Annotated in this window: 18 protein-coding genes and 3 pseudogenes; 7 read left to right on the forward strand and 14 right to left on the reverse strand. The window is 70.6% G+C overall.

The window, feature by feature from the left end:
* Positions 1-123: 123 nt before the first annotated feature.
* Positions 124-906 (reverse strand): hypothetical protein, encoded by a 783-nt coding sequence (locus tag AC1P0E_RS23220; protein WP_482744060.1) that lies wholly within the window; start codon positions 904-906, stop codon positions 124-126.
* A gap of 386 nt (positions 907-1,292) precedes the next feature.
* Between AC1P0E_RS23220 and AC1P0E_RS23225 the strand changes: the two genes are divergently transcribed.
* From AC1P0E_RS23225 to AC1P0E_RS23245, 5 genes are read left to right on the forward strand one after another with little or no spacing between them, the layout of a single operon-like run.
* On the forward strand, positions 1,293-4,097 hold the full coding sequence (locus AC1P0E_RS23225; protein WP_482744061.1) for a sensor histidine kinase: 2,805 nt from the start codon (positions 1,293-1,295) through the stop codon (positions 4,095-4,097).
* The gene (locus AC1P0E_RS23230) at positions 4,094-4,579 is read left to right on the forward strand and encodes a roadblock/LC7 domain-containing protein (RefSeq protein WP_482744062.1); all 486 of its coding nucleotides are present in this window, start codon (positions 4,094-4,096) and stop codon (positions 4,577-4,579) included. The genes AC1P0E_RS23225 and AC1P0E_RS23230 overlap by 4 nt, the downstream gene beginning before the upstream one ends.
* On the forward strand, positions 4,576-4,986 hold the full coding sequence (locus AC1P0E_RS23235) for a DUF742 domain-containing protein (protein ID WP_482744063.1): 411 nt from the start codon (positions 4,576-4,578) through the stop codon (positions 4,984-4,986). Before AC1P0E_RS23230 ends, AC1P0E_RS23235 begins: the two co-directional genes overlap by 4 nt.
* Positions 4,967-5,662 (forward strand): GTP-binding protein, encoded by a 696-nt coding sequence (locus tag AC1P0E_RS23240; RefSeq protein WP_482744064.1) that lies wholly within the window; start codon positions 4,967-4,969, stop codon positions 5,660-5,662. The genes AC1P0E_RS23235 and AC1P0E_RS23240 overlap by 20 nt, the downstream gene beginning before the upstream one ends.
* A gap of 57 nt (positions 5,663-5,719) precedes the next feature.
* The gene (locus AC1P0E_RS23245; protein ID WP_482744065.1) at positions 5,720-6,958 is read left to right on the forward strand and encodes a styrene monooxygenase/indole monooxygenase family protein; all 1,239 of its coding nucleotides are present in this window, start codon (positions 5,720-5,722) and stop codon (positions 6,956-6,958) included.
* A gap of 99 nt (positions 6,959-7,057) precedes the next feature.
* Here the strand turns inward: AC1P0E_RS23245 and AC1P0E_RS23250 are convergent, their stop codons facing one another.
* The 7 genes from AC1P0E_RS23250 to AC1P0E_RS23280 form a co-directional block, all read right to left on the reverse strand.
* A complete protein-coding gene (locus AC1P0E_RS23250) occupies positions 7,058-7,447 on the reverse strand; it encodes a hypothetical protein (RefSeq protein ID WP_482744066.1) in 390 nt (129 codons plus the stop codon).
* A gap of 91 nt (positions 7,448-7,538) precedes the next feature.
* Complete coding sequence (locus AC1P0E_RS23255) at positions 7,539-8,747, reverse strand: C40 family peptidase (RefSeq protein ID WP_482744067.1); 1,209 nt, start codon at positions 8,745-8,747, stop codon at positions 7,539-7,541.
* A 251-nt stretch (positions 8,748-8,998) separates the two neighbouring features.
* Positions 8,999-9,766 (reverse strand): hypothetical protein, encoded by a 768-nt coding sequence (locus tag AC1P0E_RS23260; protein ID WP_482744068.1) that lies wholly within the window; start codon positions 9,764-9,766, stop codon positions 8,999-9,001.
* 213 nt (positions 9,767-9,979) lie between these two features.
* Positions 9,980-12,748 (reverse strand): outer membrane protein assembly factor BamB family protein, encoded by a 2,769-nt coding sequence (locus tag AC1P0E_RS23265; RefSeq protein WP_482744069.1) that lies wholly within the window; start codon positions 12,746-12,748, stop codon positions 9,980-9,982.
* Between the two features lie 98 nt (positions 12,749-12,846).
* Positions 12,847-13,122 carry a hypothetical protein gene (locus AC1P0E_RS23270; RefSeq protein WP_482744070.1) on the reverse strand — a complete coding sequence of 92 codons (276 nt, stop codon included), beginning with the start codon at positions 13,120-13,122 and terminating at the stop codon, positions 12,847-12,849.
* A 34-nt stretch (positions 13,123-13,156) separates the two neighbouring features.
* Positions 13,157-13,894, reverse strand: coding sequence for a TetR/AcrR family transcriptional regulator (locus tag AC1P0E_RS23275; RefSeq protein ID WP_482744071.1), 738 nt, complete (start codon positions 13,892-13,894; stop codon positions 13,157-13,159).
* A 29-nt stretch (positions 13,895-13,923) separates the two neighbouring features.
* Positions 13,924-14,853, reverse strand: a complete 930-nt coding sequence (locus tag AC1P0E_RS23280; protein WP_482744072.1) for an AurF N-oxygenase family protein — start codon at positions 14,851-14,853, stop codon at positions 13,924-13,926.
* A 227-nt stretch (positions 14,854-15,080) separates the two neighbouring features.
* Between AC1P0E_RS23280 and AC1P0E_RS23285 the strand changes: the two genes are divergently transcribed.
* Positions 15,081-16,184, forward strand: a complete 1,104-nt coding sequence (locus AC1P0E_RS23285) for a ferritin-like domain-containing protein (RefSeq protein WP_482744073.1) — start codon at positions 15,081-15,083, stop codon at positions 16,182-16,184.
* A 27-nt stretch (positions 16,185-16,211) separates the two neighbouring features.
* On the opposite strand, the pseudogene AC1P0E_RS23290 reads toward AC1P0E_RS23285, so the two are convergent.
* A pseudogene (locus AC1P0E_RS23290) lies at positions 16,212-16,540 on the reverse strand (DUF3291 domain-containing protein); the annotation flags it as partial.
* Between the two features lie 149 nt (positions 16,541-16,689).
* Positions 16,690-16,791, reverse strand: a pseudogene (locus tag AC1P0E_RS23295) (IS200/IS605 family transposase); the annotation flags it as partial.
* A gap of 298 nt (positions 16,792-17,089) precedes the next feature.
* Here AC1P0E_RS23295 and AC1P0E_RS23300 point away from each other — a divergent pair.
* Entirely contained in the window at positions 17,090-18,304 is a 1,215-nt protein-coding gene (locus AC1P0E_RS23300; protein ID WP_482744074.1) for an RNA-guided endonuclease InsQ/TnpB family protein, read from the forward strand.
* Positions 18,305-18,353: 49 nt separating this feature from the next.
* On the opposite strand, the pseudogene AC1P0E_RS23305 reads toward AC1P0E_RS23300, so the two are convergent.
* From AC1P0E_RS23305 to AC1P0E_RS23320, 4 genes and pseudogenes are all read right to left on the reverse strand, one after another.
* Positions 18,354-18,506 (reverse strand): annotated as a pseudogene (locus tag AC1P0E_RS23305) (DUF3291 domain-containing protein); the annotation flags it as partial.
* 76 nt (positions 18,507-18,582) lie between these two features.
* Positions 18,583-20,040 (reverse strand): penicillin-binding transpeptidase domain-containing protein, encoded by a 1,458-nt coding sequence (locus AC1P0E_RS23310; RefSeq protein WP_482744075.1) that lies wholly within the window; start codon positions 20,038-20,040, stop codon positions 18,583-18,585.
* Complete coding sequence (locus AC1P0E_RS23315) at positions 20,037-21,416, reverse strand: FtsW/RodA/SpoVE family cell cycle protein (protein ID WP_482744076.1); 1,380 nt, start codon at positions 21,414-21,416, stop codon at positions 20,037-20,039. Before AC1P0E_RS23315 ends, AC1P0E_RS23310 begins: the two co-directional genes overlap by 4 nt.
* A gap of 130 nt (positions 21,417-21,546) precedes the next feature.
* On the reverse strand, positions 21,547-21,912 hold the full coding sequence (locus tag AC1P0E_RS23320; protein WP_482744077.1) for an SH3 domain-containing protein: 366 nt from the start codon (positions 21,910-21,912) through the stop codon (positions 21,547-21,549).
* Positions 21,913-21,948 lie beyond the last annotated feature (36 nt).

The raw sequence follows: 21,948 nt of genomic DNA on the forward strand, positions 1-21,948 counted from the left end.
GCCCCTTCCCGGCTGTGACATTTTGCGGCTCCGCCGCGTGCGGGCGTGCCCCCAGTTCGGGAAGGGGCCGGTAGGGGAACAGCGCCGCAGGCACCCGCACAGGCGCCCCCACCTGCACCCCACTCATAGCTCCGCGTAAGCCGCCGCCGCGTCGTCGTGCCGCTTCCAGCGGCGTACCAGCGGCTCGGCCGACTCCCCGTGCTCCAGCGACCGCACGCGGTCGATCAGGGCCTGCGCGCCCTCCTTGTGCAGTACGCCCATGCAGTCCGCCCAGTCGCCCGCGCCGAACATGTCCACCCAGCGCGTCACCCCGTCGCTCAGCGCGGCCAGTGCCCTCACCTCCGACCGCGCGCTCACCCCCGTCACCGACCGCTCCGCCACCGCGGGATCAGCGGCGGCCGTGAAGAAGCCGGCCTCGGTGTTGCGCAGGGCATCGGTCGCCGCGAGGGAGGAGAGCACCTCCGGGGGGACGCGGTCGAGGCGGTCGTCGAGAACCGCGCGCACCGTGCCGTCCGGGGACTCCAGCAGCAGCGCCGAGTCCGACAGCACCAGGTGTTCGACCTCGTCCGCACCCCAGCGCGCCAGGACCACCGTCGCCTGGGGCGTACGCACGTGAGAAAGATCACAGGTGTCGCGGTGGGCGTCGGCGGTGCGGCGAATGGCCTCCGCCAGGACCTCGGTCAGGGTCAAATCCCGCCGCGAAGCGGACAATTCGAGCAGTGCGCCGCCAAGCCGGGCGGTGAACCAGGGCACCGAATGAACGCACCCGTAGTCGCCCGCCGGAGGGGTCACGCCGTCCAGCAGGACGAGCGCCCCACCCTGGCCGGCGGCAGGCAGGGCGACAGACGCCCAGTCCTCGTTGGGGCGTTCGGGGCTGCCGGGGGCCGTGGCCAGTTCGAAGCGCATGCGGCCAAGTCTGCATGAGGTGGCGGCGCGCCGGTCGACGGCTTTCGCGCGGCGCCCAATTGGCCCGTACCGCAGGTGACGCGCGGGTTTATGGGCGGAATGAGGCACTCCGCGAAGCTGCGGGGGCGCATCCTGCCAAAGGCGGGGCGGAACTTCCAACCGGCGCTCCGCGCGCCCGTGAGACGAACAGGATCGGGAGTTGTTCGCCAACTCCCGATTGATGTTCACTCGTTCAGGTGGCGGGGCGCGCGATGCGCGGCTTCTTCCCAAAAGCACTGGAATGGTCTGAAGCCATTCGAGCCGTTAACTGGGGTGGGGCGCTCTTGAGTGACCAGTCGTCACCTCGGCCACGTGAGCAGACGAGTCAAGCAAGAATGCGAGCACCGGTGCAGAAAAAGCGGCCTCGTGGCGACAGCGGCAATGGCGAGCGGACCGAACGCACCGTACGGGTACGCAGTCGGCTGGTCGCCGGCGTGGCCGTCGTCGGCGTCACCGTGCTGGCCGCCGGTACGCCCGCCATCCTCAGCGCGTCCTCCGAACTCTCCGAGTCCCAGCGTCTGGTCACCCTCGCCGAACTGAACCGGCAGGCCGTCACCCTCGCCCACTCCCTCGCCGACGAACGCGACGACGTCACCGCGTACATCGCGGCCGGACGCGGCGGCGAGGGCGGAGGCAAGAGTGAGCAGGGGCTCTCCGAGAACCGCAGCGCCCGCGTCGACCGCCAGATGGACGAGATCGAGCTCGCAGCCCCCGCCGGCCTGCACCGTGACCTGGCCAGGATCCCCGGCATCCGCCGGGATGCCCTGACCGGCGAGGGCACCGCGCTGGAGGCCCACAAGGCGTACACCGAGGCGATCGAAAAGCTCCAGGACCTCGCCGACGAGCTCGCCGACAAGACGCCCCCGCGCGCCGCCGAGGCCACCCGGGCGCCCGCCTCGCTCGGCCAGGCCGTCGAGCAGGCCGCCGCCACCCGTGGGCTGCTGCTCGCCGCGCTCTCCGTGCCGCGCGAGAACACCGGCAACCGCATCGACCCCATCACCGGACTCCTGGTCCCCGCCGAGGAGGACCCGGACTCCGAGAGCGTCCGCACCCGCAACGCGCTGAGCGCCGCCGCTCAGCAGTCGCGCGTACGCGAACTCGCCGCGCTCGGCGACTTCGACCAGGCCGCCGGGCAGGCCGCCCGTGAGTCCCTCAAGACCACCGTCACGGGCCCCGAGGTCAAGACCGCCGAGCAGTACCTCGCACGCCTCACCGACCAGCCCCAGCTCTCCGACTCCGAGCTCGGCACCGACCGTACGAAGGCCGAGGCCGCACTGTCGGCCCGTATCGACCTGATGCGAGGCGTCGAGTCGTCTCTCGGCTCGGCGCAGGTGAACCGCCTCTCCCAGCTGCGCGACGACGACGTGACCGCGCTGGAGATCCGGATCGCCCTGGCCGGCGCCTGCCTGCTGGTCGCCGTCGGCGTCAGCACAGCCGTCGCCCGTACGCTCACCCGGCCGCTCGCCGTACTGCGCCTCGGCGCCGCGAGGCTGGCCGCCGAGCCGGGGGAGCCCGGCGGCGAGGCGGTCGAGCCGGTCCGCTTCAACGGACGCAACGACGAGTTCGCCCAGGTCGTACGCTCCCTCAACACGCTGCACGGCAGGCTCACCGAGGTCGGTGTCCGCGCGGAGAAGCTCGCCGGCGACCGCACGCACCTGATCGGCCAGCGCGAGACCCTCGCCACCCAGCGCGCCGAACTCCAGGAGCAGGTCGCCGAGGCGGCCGCCCAGCTCGAGCGCATGCGCCACACCGTCCACTCCACCTTCGTCAATCTCTCGCTGCGCACGCTGGGCGTCGTGGAGCGCCAGCTCGGCGTCATCGAGAGCCTGGAGGAGCGTGAGCAGGACCCGGAGCGGCTCTCCACCCTCTTCAAGCTCGACCACATGGCGACCGTCATGCGCCGCCACGGCGAGAACCTGCTCGTCCTGGCCGGTACGGAGCACGGACAGGGGCAGCAGGGGCCGGTGCCCCTCGTCGACGTACTGCGGGCCGCCGTGAGCGAGATCGAGCGGTACGAGCGGGTGGCCATCCAGTCGATCCCGCCGCACGCCCAGGTCGCGGGCTTCGCCGCCAACGACCTCAGCCACCTCCTAGCGGAACTCCTGGAGAACGCCACCTCGTTCTCGCCACCGGACGCCAAGGTCGAGCTCTCCGGCTGGCTCCTGGAGAGCGGCGAGGTCATGCTCTCCGTCCAGGACGAGGGCATCGGCGTGCCGCCGGACCGGCTCACCGACCTGAACGCGCGCCTCGCCGCACCGGACGCGTACGAGCCGGGCGACGGCACCGACGGCGGCATCGGCCTGCACGTGGCCGCGCTGCTGGCTGCCCGGCACGGCGTACGGGTGATGCTGCGCGAGCAGAAGCAGGGCGGGGTGGCCGCCGTCGTCGTACTGCCCGACGCACTGCTGCCCACCGCCCCGCCGATGGCCGCGCCGCCCGCGGTGCCGGTGGCGGGGGACGCCCCCACGCTGAACCTGCCCGGGTCGGTCGCGGAGGCCAACTCCAACGCGCTGCCCGGGCGTTCGGGAGCGATGCCCGGCGATCCGCTGCGGGAGGGCGTGAAGGACCCGCTGGTGGAGGCGGCCGAGCGGACGATCCGCGAGGACGCGGAGGCCGACGACGAGCCGACGGCTGACGCCGGCCAGGCAGCCGACGTCGAGCCCGATACGACGCCGGCCCCCGGCCCCTACGACATCGGCCCCGACACGCATGAGCGCGCCGCCGACGGGAACGTGGACACCGAAGCGCCGGTCGACGAACCGACCTGGGCGATGCGACTGCCCCAGCAGTCCGCCGCGCCCGCAGGTGAGATGGACGCCGATACGGAGGTGGACGCCGGCACCGAGGACACCACCGCGCCGACCGCCCCCGCACCCGCCCCCACCAGGACCCAGGTCGAGCCGGTCACCGACAAGGGGCTGCCCAAGCGCACTCCCAACGTCGTCAAGTCCGGCCCGGCAGAGCCCAAGGAGCGCTCCGGCAGCATCGACGCGGACGCCCTGCGGCGCCGGCTCGGCGGTTTCCACCAGGGCGCGATCAAGGGCCGCCGTGATGTCGAGGCGGAGATTTCGGCACACGCGGACCGTACGGACACAGATAGCGCCAAAGAGACAGAGACCGAGGGGGACACAGTTGAGGAGGCACGCAGTTGACTGCGTCCAGCACGTTCGGGCTGAGTAGCGAAGCCCGTAATCTCCATTGGCTGTTGAGCAATCTCGTCGACGAGGTGCCGGGGCTCCTCTCGGTCGCCGTCGTGTCGTCCGACGGGCTGCTCCTCCTGTCCTCCGACCCGGAGCGGAACGTCGGACCGGCCACCCCCTCCGTCCGCCAGGACGGCCCGAAGGGTTCGAGCGCCGACCTGGCGACCATCGTCTCGGGACTCGCCAGCCTCACCCAGGGCGCGGCGAAGCTGATGGACGGCGGCGGCGTCAAGCAGACGATGATCGCGATGGAGGCGGGCAGCGTCTTCGTCATGTCCATCAGCGACGGCTCGCTGCTCGGCGTGCACGGCTCGCCGGACTGCGACATGAGCGTCGTGGCGTACCACATGGCGCTCTTCGTCGGCCGCGCCGGCCACGTCCTCACCCCCGAACTCCGCAGCGAGCTGCGCAAATCGTTGGAGAGCGCCCTGTGACGCCGCCCCCCGCCCCCGCCAAACTCCCGGTACGGGGCGACGGCCGCAGGCCCGCCCGCGTACGCCCGTACTCGCTCACCGGCGGCCGTACCCGCTTCACGCACGTCCTGCTCGTCGAGACGTTCGTGGCGGCGATCGAGGCGCCCGAGGAGCGGCGCGAGCTGACCAACGGCGGCCTCCAGACACGCGTCATGCCGGAGCTGCGCGCCATCGTCGAGCTGTGCCGCCGCATGCGTACGGTCGCGGAGATCTCCGCACTGCTGAAGATGCCGCTGGGCGTGGTCCGCGTGCTGCTCAGCGACTTGGCCGACCAGGGAAAGATCCGTGTGTACGGGACCGGGCACGCGCCCGGCCAGCCGAACCGCGCGCTGCTCGAAAGGGTGCTGAGTGGACTCCGCCGTCTCTGAAACCGAGACCTTCCACGCCCGCGCCACCGGGCACACACCGCCGGTCCCGCCCCAGCCTCAGGTGCCCCTGCCGGCCCTCCCGCCCGAGGCGGACGAGGGCGCCCGGGACTGGCAGACCGACCGCACCCGGGCCCCGACAGCCACCAAGATCGTGGTTGCCGGCGGCTTCGGCGTAGGCAAGACGACCTTCGTCGGTTCGGTCTCGGAGATCACACCGCTCAAGACCGAGGCGGTGATGACCACCGCGAGCGAGGAGACGGACGATCTCACCGCGACGCCGGAGAAGACCCACACCACCGTGGCGATGGACTTCGGCCGTGTCACCCTCGACGACGACCTCGTGCTGTACGTCTTCGGAACACCCGGCCAGCAGCGGTTCTGGTTCATGTGGGACGACCTGGTGCGCGGCGCGATCGGCGCGGTCGTCATGGCCGACACGCGCCGGCTGTCCGACTGCTTCCCCGCGCTCGACTACTTCGAGAGCTGCGGACTGCCGTACATCGTCGCCGTCAACCACTTCGAGGGAACGGCGTCGTACGAGGCCGAGGACGTCAGGGAAGCCCTGACCGTGCCGCCGCACGTACCGGTCGTGATCATGGACGCGCGCAAGCGGATCACGGTGGTCGACTCGCTGCTCGCCCTCGTCGGTCACGCGCTTGCCGTCACGCCCGAATAGCGCCGAAGCGCCGTACCCCCGAACAGCTACTCAAGCTACTCAACGGAGAACCCCGCCATGCGGAAGATACTCATAGTCGGAGCCGGTCAGTCCGGTCTCCAGCTCGCCCTCGGACTCCAGACCCGTGGGTACGAGGTCACCCTGATGTCCAACCGCACGGCGGACGAGATCCGGTCGGGCCGGGTCATGTCGACGCAGTGCATGTTCCACACCGCCCTCCAGCACGAGCGCGATCTCCAGATCAACTTCTGGGAGTCGCAGGCCCCGAAGATCGAGGGCCTCGGCGTCTCGGTCGCGGCCCCCGACTCGTCCCGCGCCATCGACTGGGTCGGCAAGCTCGACGGTTACGCCCAGTCCGTCGACCAGCGGGTGAAGATGGCCGGCTGGATGGAGACGTTCGCGCAGCGCGGCGGACAGCTCGTCATCCACGGCGCGGCCGTGTCGGACCTGGACTACTTCTCCCGTACGTACGACCTGGTCATGGTGTCGGCGGGCAAGGGCGAGCTGGTCTCGATGTTCGGCCGCGACGCGTCCCGTTCACCGTACGACGCCCCGCAGCGCGCCCTCGCCGTGGCGTACGTCCATGGTCTCGGCCCGCGCCCCGAGCACCCGGAGTTCGACGCGGTCCGCTGCAACCTGGTGCCGGGTGTCGGCGAGCTGTTCGTCATGCCGACGCTCACCACGTCGGGCCGCGCGGACATCCTGTTCTGGGAGGGCATCCCGGGCGGTCCGGTGGACGCGTTCAAGGGTGTCAAGGACCCCTCCGAGCACCTGTCCCTCACGCTGGAACTGATGGAGAAGTTCCTGCCGTGGGAGTACGCGCGAGCGACCAAGGTCGAACTGACCGACGCGAACGGGACGCTGGCCGGACGGTACGCCCCGACGGTGCGCAACCCCATCGGGCGGCTGCCGGGCGGGGGCCTCGTCCTGGGTGTCGCCGACGTGGTCGTCGCGAACGACCCGGTTACGGGGCAGGGCTCCAACTCCGCTTCGAAGTGCGCCGCGTCGTACCTCTCCTCCATCACGTCGCACGGTGACCAGCCGTTCGACGAAGCGTGGATGCAGTCGACGTTCGACCGGTACTGGGACACCGCGCAGCACGTCACCAAGTGGACGAACGCGATGCTGGGCGTACCGCCGGAGCACGTGCTGAACCTGATCGGCGCGGCGGGTGGCCTGCAGCCGGTGGCCGACCGCTTCGCGAACGGCTTCAACGACCCGTCGGACTTCGAGAACTTCTTCTACGATTCGGAGAAGACGAACGCGTACCTGGCGTCGGTCTCCGGTCCTGCCTGAGTGGGTGACCTGTGACACGGCGGTACTGGGTAGTGAGAGGGCCATCTCCTACCCAGTACCGCTCGGTCTGCCCAGCCGCCCGGCCGGGGTCAGTTCGGTCTACTCGTAGAGGTAGGCCGTCTTCGTGGGGCCGCCGCCGTGCCGCTCAATTCCCCACATGTAGGTGTTGCCCTCAGTGATGTTGAAGTTGAAGTGATCGCATCCCGCGTCCCCGCCGTCATCCTGTGATCCCACCAGAATCCAGTCGTTGACCTGGTTGGCAGCCCAAATCCAGAGCTTCCCCGTGACTCCCTTGCCGTCCGCGTACGAGTCGCAGACCGCGAACGAGTCCGGGTCGGAATCGTAGTGCTTCATGTATCCGACCCGGACTCCGTCCTTGTTGAGGCTGAGGACGGAGTCCGCCGCCTGAGCGGGGTTCGCGATACCGACCACGAGGGCGCCCGCCGCACACATGGTGGCGACTCGGGAAGTCCATGTTCTGAGCAACATTCCTTGAAGCTCCTTCGCTCGACCGTTCGAGTTGGTGTGAAGGAGTATCACTTCGGCGTCCTAGAGAGCCGGTAGAGAACCGCGTCCGAGGTCAGTCGTCCGGCGCCGAATCCGATCCGTAGCCCGCGTCCGACCCCGCCGACGCGCCGCGCGGCAGCTTCGGCGGGACGTAGGACTGCATCGGCTTCACCAGCGGGTCCGGCCGCACCGCGCCCAGCAGCGGATTCGAAGCGATCGGTGACACCTTCACCCGGGCCCCCGGCCGCGGCGCCTGGATCACCCGGCCGTTGCCCAGGTAGATCGCCACATGCGTGGCCTTGGGGAAGTAGATCACCAGGTCACCCGGTCGCAGATCCCGCAACGGCACCTTCGGCAGCTGCCGCCACTGCTCCTGGCTCGTCCGGGGGATCTCCCGCCCCGCGTGCGCCCACGCCTGCGACGTGAGCCCCGAGCAGTCGAAGGAGCCCGGCCCCTCCGCACCCCACACGTACGGCTTCCCGATCTGCCGTACGGCGTACTCCAGCGCCCGGCCGCCCAGCCGTGAGGGCGCCCGCGTCGCGGCCGAGCCGGGGCTGCCGAGCGCGCCCGAGGCCAGCAGGTCGCGCTGCGCCACGCCGGTGTTCCGCTCCTCCAGCTGTGCCAGATCGGTGAGCTGTTCCTCGGTCAGCGAGGCCAGCAGCTCCTCGACCTTCCTCAGCCGCACCCGTACCTCGTCGCGCTGCTTCTTCTGCTTCCTCGCCAGCGTCTGCCGCTTGTCGAGCGCGGACCGCTCCCTGGTCGCCAGCTCGTCCGCCCGCCGCTCGCCGCTCTCCAGCCGCGCGATCGTCGCCGCCCGGTCGTCGGCCGCCCGCTTCAGTACGTGGCCCTGCGTCAGCGCCTGCTGCGGGTCCCTCGCCAGCAGCAGCCGCAGGTACGGGGAGAGGCCGGTGCGGCCCTGGTACTGCTCGCGCGCCAGACGCCCCGCCGCGCCCCGGCTCTCGGCGAGCGCGAGCCGGGCCCTGGACAGGCCCGAGGTCACCTTCTTGACCTCGCCCAGCTGCTCCTTGACGGACTCCTCCGTCGCCTTGTACGTCTCACTGGCCTCTTCGGCCCGCTGGTACAGCTTCTGAAGCTCCGTCAGCAGCTCCGCGACGGTCGCCTCCGCGACGGTGGCCTCCCCGCGCACGGGAGACGGTGGGGAAGGAGGCCGGGGGGTGGGAGCGCCCGGTACCGCCGCGGTGGATGGGGCCGGCAGTGCCGTGAGCACCGTGGCGGCGGCCAGTGCCACCGTACAGACGGACTTGGAGAGTCTGCCTGACACGTCATCACCTCCGGTTCGTCGGCCGGGCGGTCCGGCCCATAGGTGATGATGTGCGGCGGCGTCGCGCCCGTGAGCGGGTGACTGGGCGGGTTGGGCCAACGCCGTCACCCGTCGAGGGGCAATGCGGGGAGCGACCGGCGTGGCTCCGGGCGGCCCGGGCGGGACGGGGGGAGGCGGACAAGGTGCGACCCCGCCCCCCGGCACAGGCGGGGACGGGGTCGTGGCCCTCGGGTTCAGCCGACGGGCGATGCTCAGCCGAGCTTGGCCAGCTGCGCCTCGATGGCGGCCTTCGGCTGCTCCGTCTTGCCCGCGAAGTTCTGCGCGTAGAAGGACACGAGCGTGTTGCCCTTGCGCACCGCCACGAACTGGGACGTGCTGGACTCGCCAGCGAGCTCGCTCGTCAGCGTGAGGGCGACCGCCTCGTCACCACCGGTGTAGGTGGCGGGGGCGACCTTGGTGTACTTCGTCTTGTCCGAGCCGGTGGTCACGGTGAAGCCGTCGCCGCAGGCCTCGCCCGCGGCGCGCAGCCCTGCGAGGGCCTCCTGGGCGCCCTTGCCGTCGTACGAGCCGAGGGTGTCCGACATGACCGTCATGCTGCCCAGTGCGGCCAGGCCGGACTCGAGCTTCTCCTCGGCCGAAGCGTCCTTGTCCGACTTCTCGGGCACCGTGGAGATCTTGCGCGGCGAGGACGCGGCGGGCTTGCCCACGGAACGGAGCGCGATGGCGTCGACGAGCGGCGCGCACTCGGCCTTGTCGGCGGTGGCGGCCTTCGCCACGGCGAGATCCGCCTTGGACACATTGGCGACCTTGTGGTTCTTCAGGTCGCCCTGGGCCAGGACGAGCTTGTCCAGCTCGGCCTGCGACAGGGCCTTCGCGGCGGGCTCGGCGGCGGCGGGCTTGTCAGCGGCCTTGCCGGCCGGCTTGTCGGCGCTCTTGTCGCCGCCGCAGGCGCTGACGAGCAGGGCCAGCGAGAGGGCGGAGGCGGCGACGGCGGTACGGCGGACAGTGGTGCGACGCATGAGACGGCAGTCCTCTGATTCGGTGAACAACGTTCGCCCCGCGCGAAGTTCACCCAGCCGGTGACACGCGGAATTGGCTCTGACCAGTGAACTTACGGCCTGCCTCAGCCTGGTGATCAACGAATTCGCCCCAGCACGACGATCGTGACGTCTGTGCAATCCCAGAGGCATTCAATCGATACGCGTTTCTGTACAACCCTCGCCCCCGCGCCCTCAGTCGAGAGGGAGCGCGTAGAAGTTGCGGCCGCGCCACAGCACGGCCGTGCCCCCGATCGTCTGGGCCCGGTACTGGGCCCCCGCTTCCGAGTCCTCCGCGCCCGGCTCCGTGACGCCGGAGTCCTGGAACTTCCACAGCCGCCGGCCGTCGCGCGCGCCGAACGCGGTGGCCTGCGTCCCGTTGAGCGCGAAGACCGTGCGGCCGCTGCCGCTGAGGGCGACACGGGGCGTGGCCGGGCCGGGGTACTCGGTGGAGCGCTTCCACTGCTGGGCGCCGGATGCCGTGTCGACGGCGTACACCTGGTTGAAGCCACTGGCGACGTACAGCGTCTTGTCGCGTACGACGCCGTGGCCGAAGCCGAAGGGGGCGTCGTCGGCGGGCCCCGTGGCGTCCTTGAGCTTCCAGAGCTTCTTGCCGGTCCGGGTGTCGTACGCCTGCAAGGCGCCGTCCGCCGCCGCGTAGAGCCGGCCCGAGGGGTCGTCGGTGGCGCCCGCGTCCGGGCGTACGCCGGGAAGGAACTTGCGCCACAGCGTCTTGCCGGTCCTGCGGTCGATGAGGACGAAGGCCGACCTGCCCTTCGCCTTCTTCTTCTGGTCCGCGGTGAGGGAGCCGGTGTCCTGGCGTACGAGCAGACTGCCGGGGCGGATTCCGACCGCCTCGTACCGGGGGACGGGGCCGGGGCGGCCGTTCGGCATCTCGGTGCGCCACAGTTCCTTGCGGGCGGCCATGTCGTACGCGAGGAGGTAGGTCCGCGTGCGCGTCACCTTGTCCTTCTTCCCGCCGAGGGTCTCGACCTTCCCCGAGAACCAGACGACGGAGCCTTCCGCGGCCACCCTCCCGCCCAGGGTGGCGCGGGCGTCCTTCTGGCCCTTGGTCAGGAGGGGGGCGTACGCCGCACGATGCTTGACCAGTCCGTTCTTCGCGGACAGCCAGAGGAAGTCGGTGGAGGTGACGACGAAGCAGTGGGTGTCGTCGGCGGCTTCGGGGCCGTACTTCGTACCGGCCGCCTTCTGCTCCCAGAGCGTGCGGCCGGTGCGCAGATCCAGCGCGGTCGTCAGTTCCTCGCCGGGGATCAGAAGCACCCGTTCGCGCCAGGGGCGGGGGATCGGACCGCCGGCCGTGAGCCCGACGGGGTGCTGGTAGTGCCAGAGGGGGTCCGGGGCGACCCCGGGCAGCGGCTTGCGGCGGGCGGCCGGCTTGGCGTCGCCCGCGTCCGTCCGGCGCGGGGGCGCGTCGTCGTCGCCGGAGACGGCCAGCACTGCGCCGCCGCCCACCACCAACCCCGCGGCGCCCGCCGCGATGCCGGCGAACAGCCCACGCCGGCTGAGGCCGCCGAGCCGGTGGCCCGCCCCTGCCGCAGTGGGTGCGGATGCGGTGGCCGGCGTCGGCGCGGGCCGGGCCGGCTGCGTCGGCTGCGGGGGAGCGGTGCGTACGACGGTCGCGGGCGTCGCGGGCGGCAGGGCGAGCGCGGTGGCGGGATGCGTGAGGGCGGGGGTGGCGGCGCCGGGTGTCGTTACGGTACGTCGCGGTGCGCGGAGGCGCCGGGTCAGCCCGCCGTCGATGTCCGCGGCGCCGGTGGTCGGGCCTGCGGCGCTTTCCCCTACCCGCCCGTTCCCGGCGGTGACATTCGCGGCTCCGCCGCGTGGGGGAGCAGGCCCCCAGACCTCCGGCCGCCCTTCGGGCGTGTCCTCGAACGCCGGGCGGGCTGGATCTGCCTCGGGTGGTAGCGCGTGGTGGCCGTTCGCCGGCCGGACTTTCAGCCCGTCCGGCGTTTGGGGACCGGGGTCCGGGGCGGAGCCCCGGTTCCGGGAAGGGGCGGGTAGGGGAACAAGGCTCTGCGGCCCCGCGCCCGCCTCCGCACTCGTCCCCGCTGCCCCAGCCGCCAGGCCCGCCCGGTTCGCCTGTCCCCCCAGGGCCGATACCAGCGTGTCCGGGAGCCAGCCGGGGCGGGCCAGGGCTGCCGCGCCCTCCAGGGCCAGTTCGGCCGCCAGGGCGCCGGGGGCCGGGCGGTCCGCCGGGGACTTGGCCAGGCAGCGGGCGATCAAGGCGCGCAACTCGGCCGGCACGGCGGTGAGTTCGGGCTCCGCGTGCGCGATGCGGTCGGCGGCGGCGCCCTGCGGGCCCGCCGCCCACGGGGTCGCCCCGGTCGCGGCGTACGCCAGGAGCAGGCCGAGGACGAACATGTCGGACGCGGGCCCGGGCTCCTGGCCCGCCAGTTGCTCCGGGGTGAGGTATCCGAGGCGTACGGACAACTGGCCGCCGGGCCCCGCTTCGGCGGCCGCCGCAGCGCCCAGCGCACCGAACGCCGTCAGCCGCGGCCCGTCGGCGGCCAGCAGCACGGTGTCGGCGGCGAGGCCGTGGAGTACGGCGCCGGTGGCGTGGACCCGGGACAGGGTCTCGGCGAGCGCGGCGCCCAGGATGCGTACGGCCGGCTCCGGCAGCGGCCCGGCGAGCGCGACCGCCTCGGCGAGGGTCAGCGCCGGCACGTAACCGGTGGCCGTCCACAGCTCGACGCCGTCGCTGCCGGCGGCGAGCGGGGTCTGCACCCAGCCGCCGGCCAGCCGTTCGGCCGTCTGTGCCTCGGACCGGAAGCGGCGGCGGAACGCGGGCAGGCCGGCCAGCTCCGGCCTGGCCACCGCGACCACGGCCTTCGCACCGTCGGGAGCGTGCGCCACGTACTGCACCGCGCTCGCCGTCTCGCGCAGGCGCAACAGCAGGGCGTACGGCCCGATTCGGCGTGGATCGTCCTGACGCAGCGCCTCCAAGGCGCACCCCCTGTGGTCGCCGTGATCACCGTGATCACCGTACCGGGCCGCCGGTGTTCCTGCGGTCACAGTGGCCACGTCCGGCACAACCGCCGATCTTATGGGGCGGTGTCCGGTTTCGACCAGGGCCATCTGGGCCGGTGGCGCTCGCGCCCGTCCGGCGCGTACTCGTACTTCCAGCCGCGCTGGAGCCCCAGCCGCTTGCTGTACCCGGCGGGGACGCGCAGGTAGGCGTGCACGGTCGGCGGCCCGCCGTCGTCGTCCGGCACGGGCACCTCGTACCACTTCGGCGGGTGTCCGGTCGGCCCGACCAGGACCGGCAGCACCCGCCCGTCCAGGGGGCCGCCCACGAAGGGGGTGTTCTCGCTTCTCACCCGGCCAGTCTCGCAGGACGAGCAGGGCGAGGGGTCACAGCAGGTGCGCCGCCTCCGCGATCACCGGGATCACCCGCCGCGCCAGCACCCCCGCCGGGCCGTCCGCCGTCTCCGTCGCCAGCGCCGCCCGCGTCACGGCCGCCGTCTGCGGGTCCGTCGCCGCCGTCACGGTCAGCAGCGCGATGAAGTGGTCGACGAGCCAGTCCCGCAGCTCGCCCACCGGCGGCTGCTTGTCCTCGTCCAGCCAGATGAGCGAGGCCGCTTCGACGGCCGTGATCCAGGTGCGGACCATCATCCGCAGCCGTGGCCCGGCCGTCCCCGCCACGCCGAGGTGGGTCAGGATCTGCTCGGCCGCGGCCCGCCGCACCCCGTCCACTGTCGCGGTCGTACGAGAGGTCTCGGCGACGCTGCCGCCCTGGAGCAGCGCGCTGAACCCTGTGTCGTGCTGGTCGACGAAGGTCAGGTAACGGTCGAGGGCGCGGGTGAGGCGCCGGGTGAGCGGCCCGGTCTGCGGTTCGGCGAAGCACAGCTTCAGCTCGTCGGCGGCGGAGCCGAGCGCGGCCTCGTACAACTGCTGCTTGCCGCCCGGGAAGTAGCGGTACACGAGCGGCCGCGACACCCCGGCCGCCTCCGCCACGTCGTCCAGCGAGACCTCCTCGGGCGCCCGGTGCGCGAAGAGCGCCAGGGCGGCGCCGAGGAGCTGACTGCGACGCTCCTCGACGCTGAGCCTGCGGTACGCGGGGGTGGCTGGGGTGGTTGCTGCCGGGGTCATGTCGGCAGCGTAACCATAGATTTGACCGTTTACGCGAGGAGTCCCGAGCTCTTCCAGAGCTTGCGGCCGACGCCCTGGAGCACACCGATGTCGTCCAGGAAGTCGGTGAGCCGCTTCGCGCCGTTCTGCATGACCTCCGTGCGGTGGCCGCTCGCCTTGACCTGGGCCACGGCCTCGCGGCGGTCGAGGCCGACGTTCTCGTACACCTTCGGATTGACGAAACAGGTCGAGAAGACGCGGGCCGCCTCGCCGCAGCTCACCCGGGTCAGCTCGCGCTCCCAGGCCGGGGCGGTCACCATCTGGCGGCGCAACTCCTCGCGGGCGTACCGGACGTGGCGCGCCTCCTCGACCACGTGGATGCGGGTCACGCCGCGCACCAGGGTCTGGACGCGCTCGTCCGGGAAGGTCAGGCGCTGCATCCAGTCGAGGATCTCCTCGCCGAGGAGGGTGGCCGCGAAGGACCCGGGTGTCGTCGAGACGGTCTTCAGGACGCGCGCGAGGTTGTGGTAGAGGCGCGGCACCGGGTACGAGGGGGCGCCGCCCTTCTGGATCATCTTGGCGAACATCATCGAGTGCCGGCACTCGTCGGCTATCTCGGTGAGCGCGTACCGCACGTGGTTGCTGGTCACGGACTTGTCGTAGATGTGCCTGACCAGCAGCTGCATCAGGATGATCTCGAACCAGATGCCGAGGGAGGCGAGGGACGCGGCCTCGTGCCGTGCCAGGTCCATGCGCTGCTCCTCGGACATCTTCCGCCAGAGCGGGGTGTCGTAGAGCGACACGAGCTCGGGCGGCCAGAACCACTTGCCCTCCTCGACCGGGGCAGCCCAGTCGAGTTCCGTCTCGGGGTCGAAGGAGTGCTTGGCGGACGACTCCAGCAGGCGCTCGGCGACCTGCTCACGGTCCTTGAGGAGGCCGAGTGCGTCGCTGAGGACGTCGCGTTCGGTCACTGTCGTCATGGCGGGGGACACCTCACGGGTGGCATTCGGGGGTACGGGGGTCGTCCCCCGAAAGGGGCGGTCTCGCGGTCACAGCTGCGTTCCCGTCTTATGAGACTGCTTGTCAGCAAGCCAGTCAATCCCCTGTGCACGACTTATTGACCGGCTTGTTGACCCGTCGTCTATCAGCGTGTGACGCTGCCAACTATTGGTCCCAGTAAGGGATATAGAGGCAAAGGGAGGCGTCAGTGTCGACGCACGAGCTCTACACCAAGGCCCCGTCCGACCCGATGTGGCAGGTGCCGGCCTCCGGCGCGGCACGCTTCAGCTGGGAGTACGACGAAGGTCGCGCCCGTCTCCTCGCGCTCTACCAGAAGGGCAAGGACAAGCAGTGGGACGGCGCGACCCGCATCGACTGGGACATCGAGGTCGACCCGTACGACCCGCTCGGCACCCCCGACGAGGCGCTCAACCTCTACGGCACCCGCCACTGGGCGAAAATGACCGAAAAGGACAAGGGCGACCTGCGCCGGCACTACTCCTCCTGGCAGTTCAGCCAGTTCCTCCACGGCGAGCAGGGCGCGATGGTGTGCGCGGCCCGGATCGTCGAGTCCGTCCCCGACCTCGACGCGAAGCTGTACTCCGCCACCCAGACCATGGACGAGGCCAGGCACGCGGAGATCTACAGCCGCTTCCTGCACGAGAAGGTCGGGATGCTCTACCCGGTCAACGACAGCCTCCAGGGCCTGCTGGGCGACACTCTGCGCGACTCCCGCTGGGACATGCCGTACCTCGGCATGCAGGTCCTCATCGAGGGCCTTGCGCTCGCGGCCTTCGGCATGATCCGCGACACCACGGACAAGCCCCTGCCCAAGCAGATCCTCGCGTACGTCATGCAGGACGAGGCCAGGCACGTGGCCTTCGGGCGGATGGCGCTGCGCGACTACTACAAGCAGTTGTCCGACGCCGAACTCCGGGAGCGGGAGGAGTTCGTCATCGAGGGCTGCTACCTGATGCGCGACCGGCTGCGCGGGGTCGAGGTGCTGGAGAACTTCGGCGTGTCGAAGAAGGAGGCCGAGGAGTACACCGAGCAGTCCGAGTTCCTGCACCTCTTCCGCAAGCTGCTGTTCAGCCGCATCGTGCCGTGCGTCAAGGACATCGGCCTGTGGGGCGAGCGGCTGCAGAAGGCCTACCTCGACATGGGGGTCTTCGACATGGGCGACTCCAATTTGGACCTCCTCATGACCCAGGACGAGGAAATCGCCGAAGCGCTCGACAAGCAGCGCTTCGAGGCGGAGGACGCGGCGCGGGTGGCGGAGATCGAGAAGGCGATCACGGACGGCGCGGCCTGACCGGTGGCCGCCGGCCGGCTCGACCGGTCACGCGGCTGCGCCGCCGGGGGCCGGAAACGTCGTACGCAACGTGAAGGCCTCCGGCGTCGGGCCGTGCTCGCGCAGGCGCAGGAGCGCCTTCTCGGCGTCCGCCACCGTCGGGCGGCGGCCCGCCTCCACCCACCACAGCGCCGTCATCGACTCCTTGACGCGCTCGAACCACTCGTTGCGCCGGCCGAGCAGCTCCCGGTGCTGCCCCTGGTACATGAAGGCCGTCAGAGCGTTCACGTCTCGCCATACGGTCAGGTTGATGATCAGCCACTCGTCCCCGAACACCTGCACGTCCGTCGCGTCGCCCCCTCGCTCTGCAGCCGCCATCCCTCTCTTCGGAGGGAATCCCTGCCTTCAGGCGGGGAGGGAATCCGATCTCTGGGTTGCTCTGACTCGCAGGCTGGAGCGGGTGTTTCTGCTGCTCGATGTACTGCTTGACGATGCTCAGCGGTGTCCCGCCGCATGATCCGGTGAAGTAGGAGCGCGACCAGAACCGGCCGTGCGTGATGAAGCGGTTGACGCGGCTGGTGAACTCCTGTCGCAGGTAGCGCGAGAAGACACCCTTGAGGGAGTTCACGAGCGAGGACAAGGTGACCTTGGGCGGATAGGTGCACCAGCAGGTGCATGTGAGTCTCGTCGCCGTTGGACTATTCGTGCTCCGCCTCGAAGTTCTGGCAGGCGTTCCTCGTGCTCTCTTGGCACGTTGGGAACGGAGGAGCCGATGTCGGCAAGCAAGCGTCGAGGGTGGCTTGCCTGGCGTACCGGTCCTGCGTCACACGTTCGGGTGAGGGCCGGCGGAAGGCCGCGGCGGGTGTATGCGGCAGGCATATCTTCGGCATTGCCGGTCTGACCAGACCTTGAGGGGGTGAGGCTGGATGATTCGAGCGTACAAGTTCCTCATGCGGCCCACCGTGGGACAGGCGATCGCGCTGGGCGAGATGCTGCGGGATCACTGCTCGCTCTACAACGGTGCGTTGCAGGAACGCCGCGACGCCTACCGGCACGCCTCGAAGACGAGCATCAAGTACGGACAGCAGTCCGCGCAGCTCAAGGAGATCCGGGCGTTCGACCCCGAGCGTCAAGGACGCTGGTCCTTCTCGTCACAGCAGGCCACCTTGCGTCGTCTCGACAAGGCGTTCGCGGCGTTCTTCCGCCGGACCAAGGCCGGGGACAAGCCCGGCTATCCCCGCTTCCGGGGCGTCAACTGGTTCGACACCGTCGACTTCCCAAAGGACGGGGACGGCTGCCGGTGGGACTCGACTCCGCACGACCCGGTGACCCGCGTCCGCTTCCAAGGCGTCGGGCATGTCAAGGTCAACCAGCACCGGCCGGTGGCCGGCAAGGTCAAGACCGTGTCGGTCAAGCGCGAGGGCCGCAAGTGGTACGTCGTCCTCACCTCTGAGCAGCCCCCGCCCGAGCCGCTGCCCAAGACCGGCTCCGTGGTCGGTATCGATCTGGGCATAGCGTCGTTCCTGACCGACTCGGGCGGCGAGCATGTCCTCAACCCGCGCCACGGCCGGAAGGCTGCCGCGAAACTGGAGGCCGCACAGCAGGCGCTGAGCCGTTTCCCCCGGTGCAAAGCCAAGAATCGCACCCGCAACCACCAGCGGGCGGTGGAGAAAGTCGCGGCCCTGCACGGCAAGGTGCGCCGCCAGCGCCTCGACCACGCGCACAAGACCGCGCTCGGCCTGGTTCGCTCGCACGACTTCATCGCGCACGAAGACCTCAAGATCCGCAACATGAGCAAGACCCCGAAGCCGAAGCCCGACCCCGAGACGCCGGGCAGTTTTCTGCCCAACGGGGCCGCGAGCAAGGCCGGACTGAACCGAAGCATCGCTGACGCCGGATGGGGGGTGTTCCTCGCGATCCTGAACGCAAAGGCTGAAAGCGCCGGGCGGGAAGTGATGGCCGTGGACCCCCGCAACACCTCCCGGCGGTGTCCCGAATGCGGGCACACCGCGAAGGAGAACCGGCCCACACAGGAGAAGTTTCACTGCGTCAGCTGCGGCCACCGCGCGCACGCTGACACCGTCGGAGCACTCAACGTTCTATGGGCCGGGCTGGTCCGTCGCAACGCCAACCAGGCATAGCGAGAAGCCACCCCGTTTACAGGGTGGAGGAGTCACATGAAACCGTCGGAGCCGTATCGGCCGCCGCGTTCACCGGGTCCAGGGCGTCCACGAAGTCCTTCAGTTCCGGCGAGTCGAGCGGGAACTTGAGGCGGGAGATGTTCACTTGGGCGAGTTCGTACGCGGCGGATGCGGCAGCGGGAGCGGCGGATTCAGTAGTCATGACCGCACGACAAGCGCGTGCGGCGAGCGCACAGCGTCCGTTTCGCGGACCGAGACGACAACGCGTCGAGCGACCGTCAGTCGTCCAGCGCCGCCAGCATCACGGCCCGCGCGATCGGCGCCGCGCTGCCCCCGCCGCTGATGTCGGCCCGGTCCGCCGACGCGTCCTCCACGACGACCGCGACCGCGACGGCCGGCTGACCGTCGCCGCGCTCCTGCGCCCAGGAGATGAACCAGGCGTACGGCGTCCCCGTGTTGTCGGTGCCGTGCTGCGCCGTGCCCGTCTTGCCGCCGACCCTGACCCCCGGGATGGCGGCGTTCGTGCCCGTCCCGTTCTCCACGACGTCGACCATCATCTGCTGGAGCTGCGTGGCCGTGGACGGGTTCATCGCCTGGTGCAGGGACTTCTGGCTGTTCTGCGAGACGACGTCGCCGTCCGACCGCGTCGTCCTGTCGACCAGATACGGGGCTTTGAGTTCGCCGCCGTTGGCGACCGCCGCCGCGACCATCGCCATCTGGAGCGGTGTCGCCCTGGTGTCGTACTGGCCGATGGAGGAGAGCGCGAGCTGATCGGCGGTCATGCTGGTGTCGAAGTTGCTCCTGGACACCCGTGAAGGGATCCTCAGCCCGTCGTCGTTGAAGCCGAACTTCCGTACCGTGTCCAGCATTCCGGCCATCCCCACCCGCACGCCCAGCTCCGCCATCACCGTGTTGCACGAGACCCGGATCGCGAACTCCAGCGACGCGTTGCGGCAGCCGCTCGCCTCGTTGGGGAGTGTGGTGCTGGTGCCCGGCAGGACGTACGGATCTGGTGTCTTCGTCGGCGCGTCGAGGTCGGTCACCACCTCGGTGTCGAGGGCCGCCGCCGCCGTCACGACCTTGAAGGCGGACCCCGGCGGATACGTCTGCCGGATCGCCCGGTTGAGCATCGGCTGACTCGGCGAGCCGTTCAGCCGCGCCCACGCGTCCGTGACCCGCTTCCCGGTCCCGGAAAGCTCCTCGGGATCGTACGAAGGGCTGCTGACCAGCGCCAGGATCTTCCCCGTCGACGGCTGGACCGCAGCGACGGCGCCCTTTCTGCCGCCGAGCCCGTTGTACGCCGCCCGCTGGACCGCGCCCTTGATGGTCGTGACGGCGTGGCCGCCGGGCCGGCGCGAGCGCGTGATCTCGTTCCACAGGGGGAGCGGGGCGAGCATCGAGGCGGTGCCGGAGAGCACGTCGTCCTCGGCGTTCTCGATGAGGGTCGTGCCGTACGTCTGGGAGGCGTAGCCGGTGACGGGCGCGTACAACGGGCCGTGCGGATACGTTCTTTCGAACCGCAGCCGGTCACCGCTGTCCCTGGACCCGGTGACCGGCTTCCCGTCGACGACGATGTTGCCGCGCTTCTGTTCGTAACGGGTGATGGTCTGGCGGCGGTTGGCGGGGTTGTCGTCGAGCGCCTCCGCCTGGAAGACCTGGATACGGGCCGCGTTCAGCAGCAGCGCGACGAGCAGCAGCAGGCAGAACCCGGCCGCGCGACGGATGTAGCGGATCACTGGTCCTCCTCCACGACGGGCGCGATGACGCCGGTCTCGACGTGCTCGGGCTGTGGCCGGCGGGCCGAGTCGCTGACCCGGATCAGCAGCGCCACGATGATCCAGTTGGTGACGACGGACGAACCGCCCTGTGCGAGGAACGGCATCGCCATGCCGGTCAGCGGGATCAGTCCCGTCACGCCGCCCGCGATGACGAACACCTGGAGGGCGAGGATCGAGGCGAGGCCGATCGAGAGCAGCCGCCCGAACGGATCGCGCAGCGCGAGGCCCGCCCGGTAACCGCGGGCCACGAGCAGGGCGTACAGCAGGAAGACTGCGGTGAGTCCGGACAGGCCGAGCTCCTCGCCCGCCGTCGCCAGGATGAAGTCGGACTTGGCGGCGAAGCCGATGAGGATGGACTCGCCCGCGCCGAGCCCCGCGCCGAGCATGCCGCCCGCCGCGAACGCGAAGAGCGACTGGGCGAGCTGGCCGGGGCCCTGGCCGGCGTCGATGGAGGCGAAGGGGTGCAGCCAGTCCTGGACGCGGCTGTGGACATGCGGTTCGAGCGAGCCGACGACGAAGGCGCCGACCGCCGCGAGGAGCAGGCCGACGGCGATCCAGCCGGTGCGGCCCGTCGCGACGTACAGCAGGATCACGAAGAGTCCGAAGAAGAGCAGCGAGGTGCCGAGGTCGCGTTCCAGGACGAGTACGCCGACGCTGAGCAGCCAGATCGCGACGATGGGGCCGAGCACGCGGCCCGTGGGCAGCTGGAGTCTCCAGATCTTGCGGCCGGTGTAGGCGAGGGCGTTGCGGTTCGCGGCGAGGTAGGCGGCGAAGAAGACGGCCAGCAGGATTTTCGCGAACTCGCCGGGCTGGAAGGAGAAGCCGCCGACGCGGATCCAGATCTTCGCGCCGTTGATGGCGGGGAAGAAGATCGGCACGGTCATCAGGACGAGGGCGGCGGCCACCGAGATGTACGCGTACCGCTGGAGGACGCGGTGGTCGCGGAGCAGGATCACGACGCCGATGAAGAGCGCGACGCCGAGGGTGGACCAGACGAGCTGGGTGGGCGCGGCCTGGTCCTTCGGCGTCTCCAGGTCGAGGCGGTAGATCAGCACCAGCCCGAGGCCGTTGAGGAGGACCGCGATGGGCAGGAGCAGCGGATCTGCGTACGGGGCGCGGAAGCGGACGGCGAGGTGGGCGAGGAGCGCGAGGACGCCGAGGCCCGCGCCGTAACCGGCGGCGTCGGGGGGGACGGTGCCGTCCTTGGTGAGGCCCACGTCGATGTAGCCGAACACGGCGATGAGGACGGCGCCGACGAGGAGCGAGAGTTCGACGCCGCGACGCTTGGGAAGGCGTACGTCGGGCGGGGGAGCGTCCACCGTCGTTGCGGTCATGTCAGGCAACGTAGCAAGCGGGCAGGCTGTATGTCCGTATATGTGTACTCACGCCCGAGGAGTTCGCGCAACGGGAGCGGAACCCTTCGGGCGTGAGCGGTGTGCGGTTACGGCCGGTTCCAACGGCGCGTCAGCACCAGCGCGGCGCGGCGCCGATGTTCGAGATGTAGTGCGCCGAGCCCCAGGCCCAGGTGCCGTCGGTGAGCAGGTACCAGCGGTCGTTCCCGTGCACGTTGCCGCCGCGGGTCTTGCAGAAGATGTGGACGATCGCGCCATAGGGCTTGTTGCCGATGACCCGGCTGCTGCGGGTGGGCTTGTCGCGCAGCAGCAGTCCGGACTTGGCTATGACACGCCCCTTGTACGAGCGGCTCTCGGCCGGGGGCTTCACGGGTTCCGCTGCGGCGAGCGCGGGGCCCGCGGCGGTGAGGGCGGCGACGGCGCCTGTGGCGACGCACAGGCCGAGCCTGGAGAGCGGAGACCGGGGGAGCAGGGGCATGGTGGCTCCTGACAGGTGAGAGGCCTTCGCCGCGGC

This window comes from Streptomyces sp. TRD_SC_5 (genome assembly GCF_056836825.1).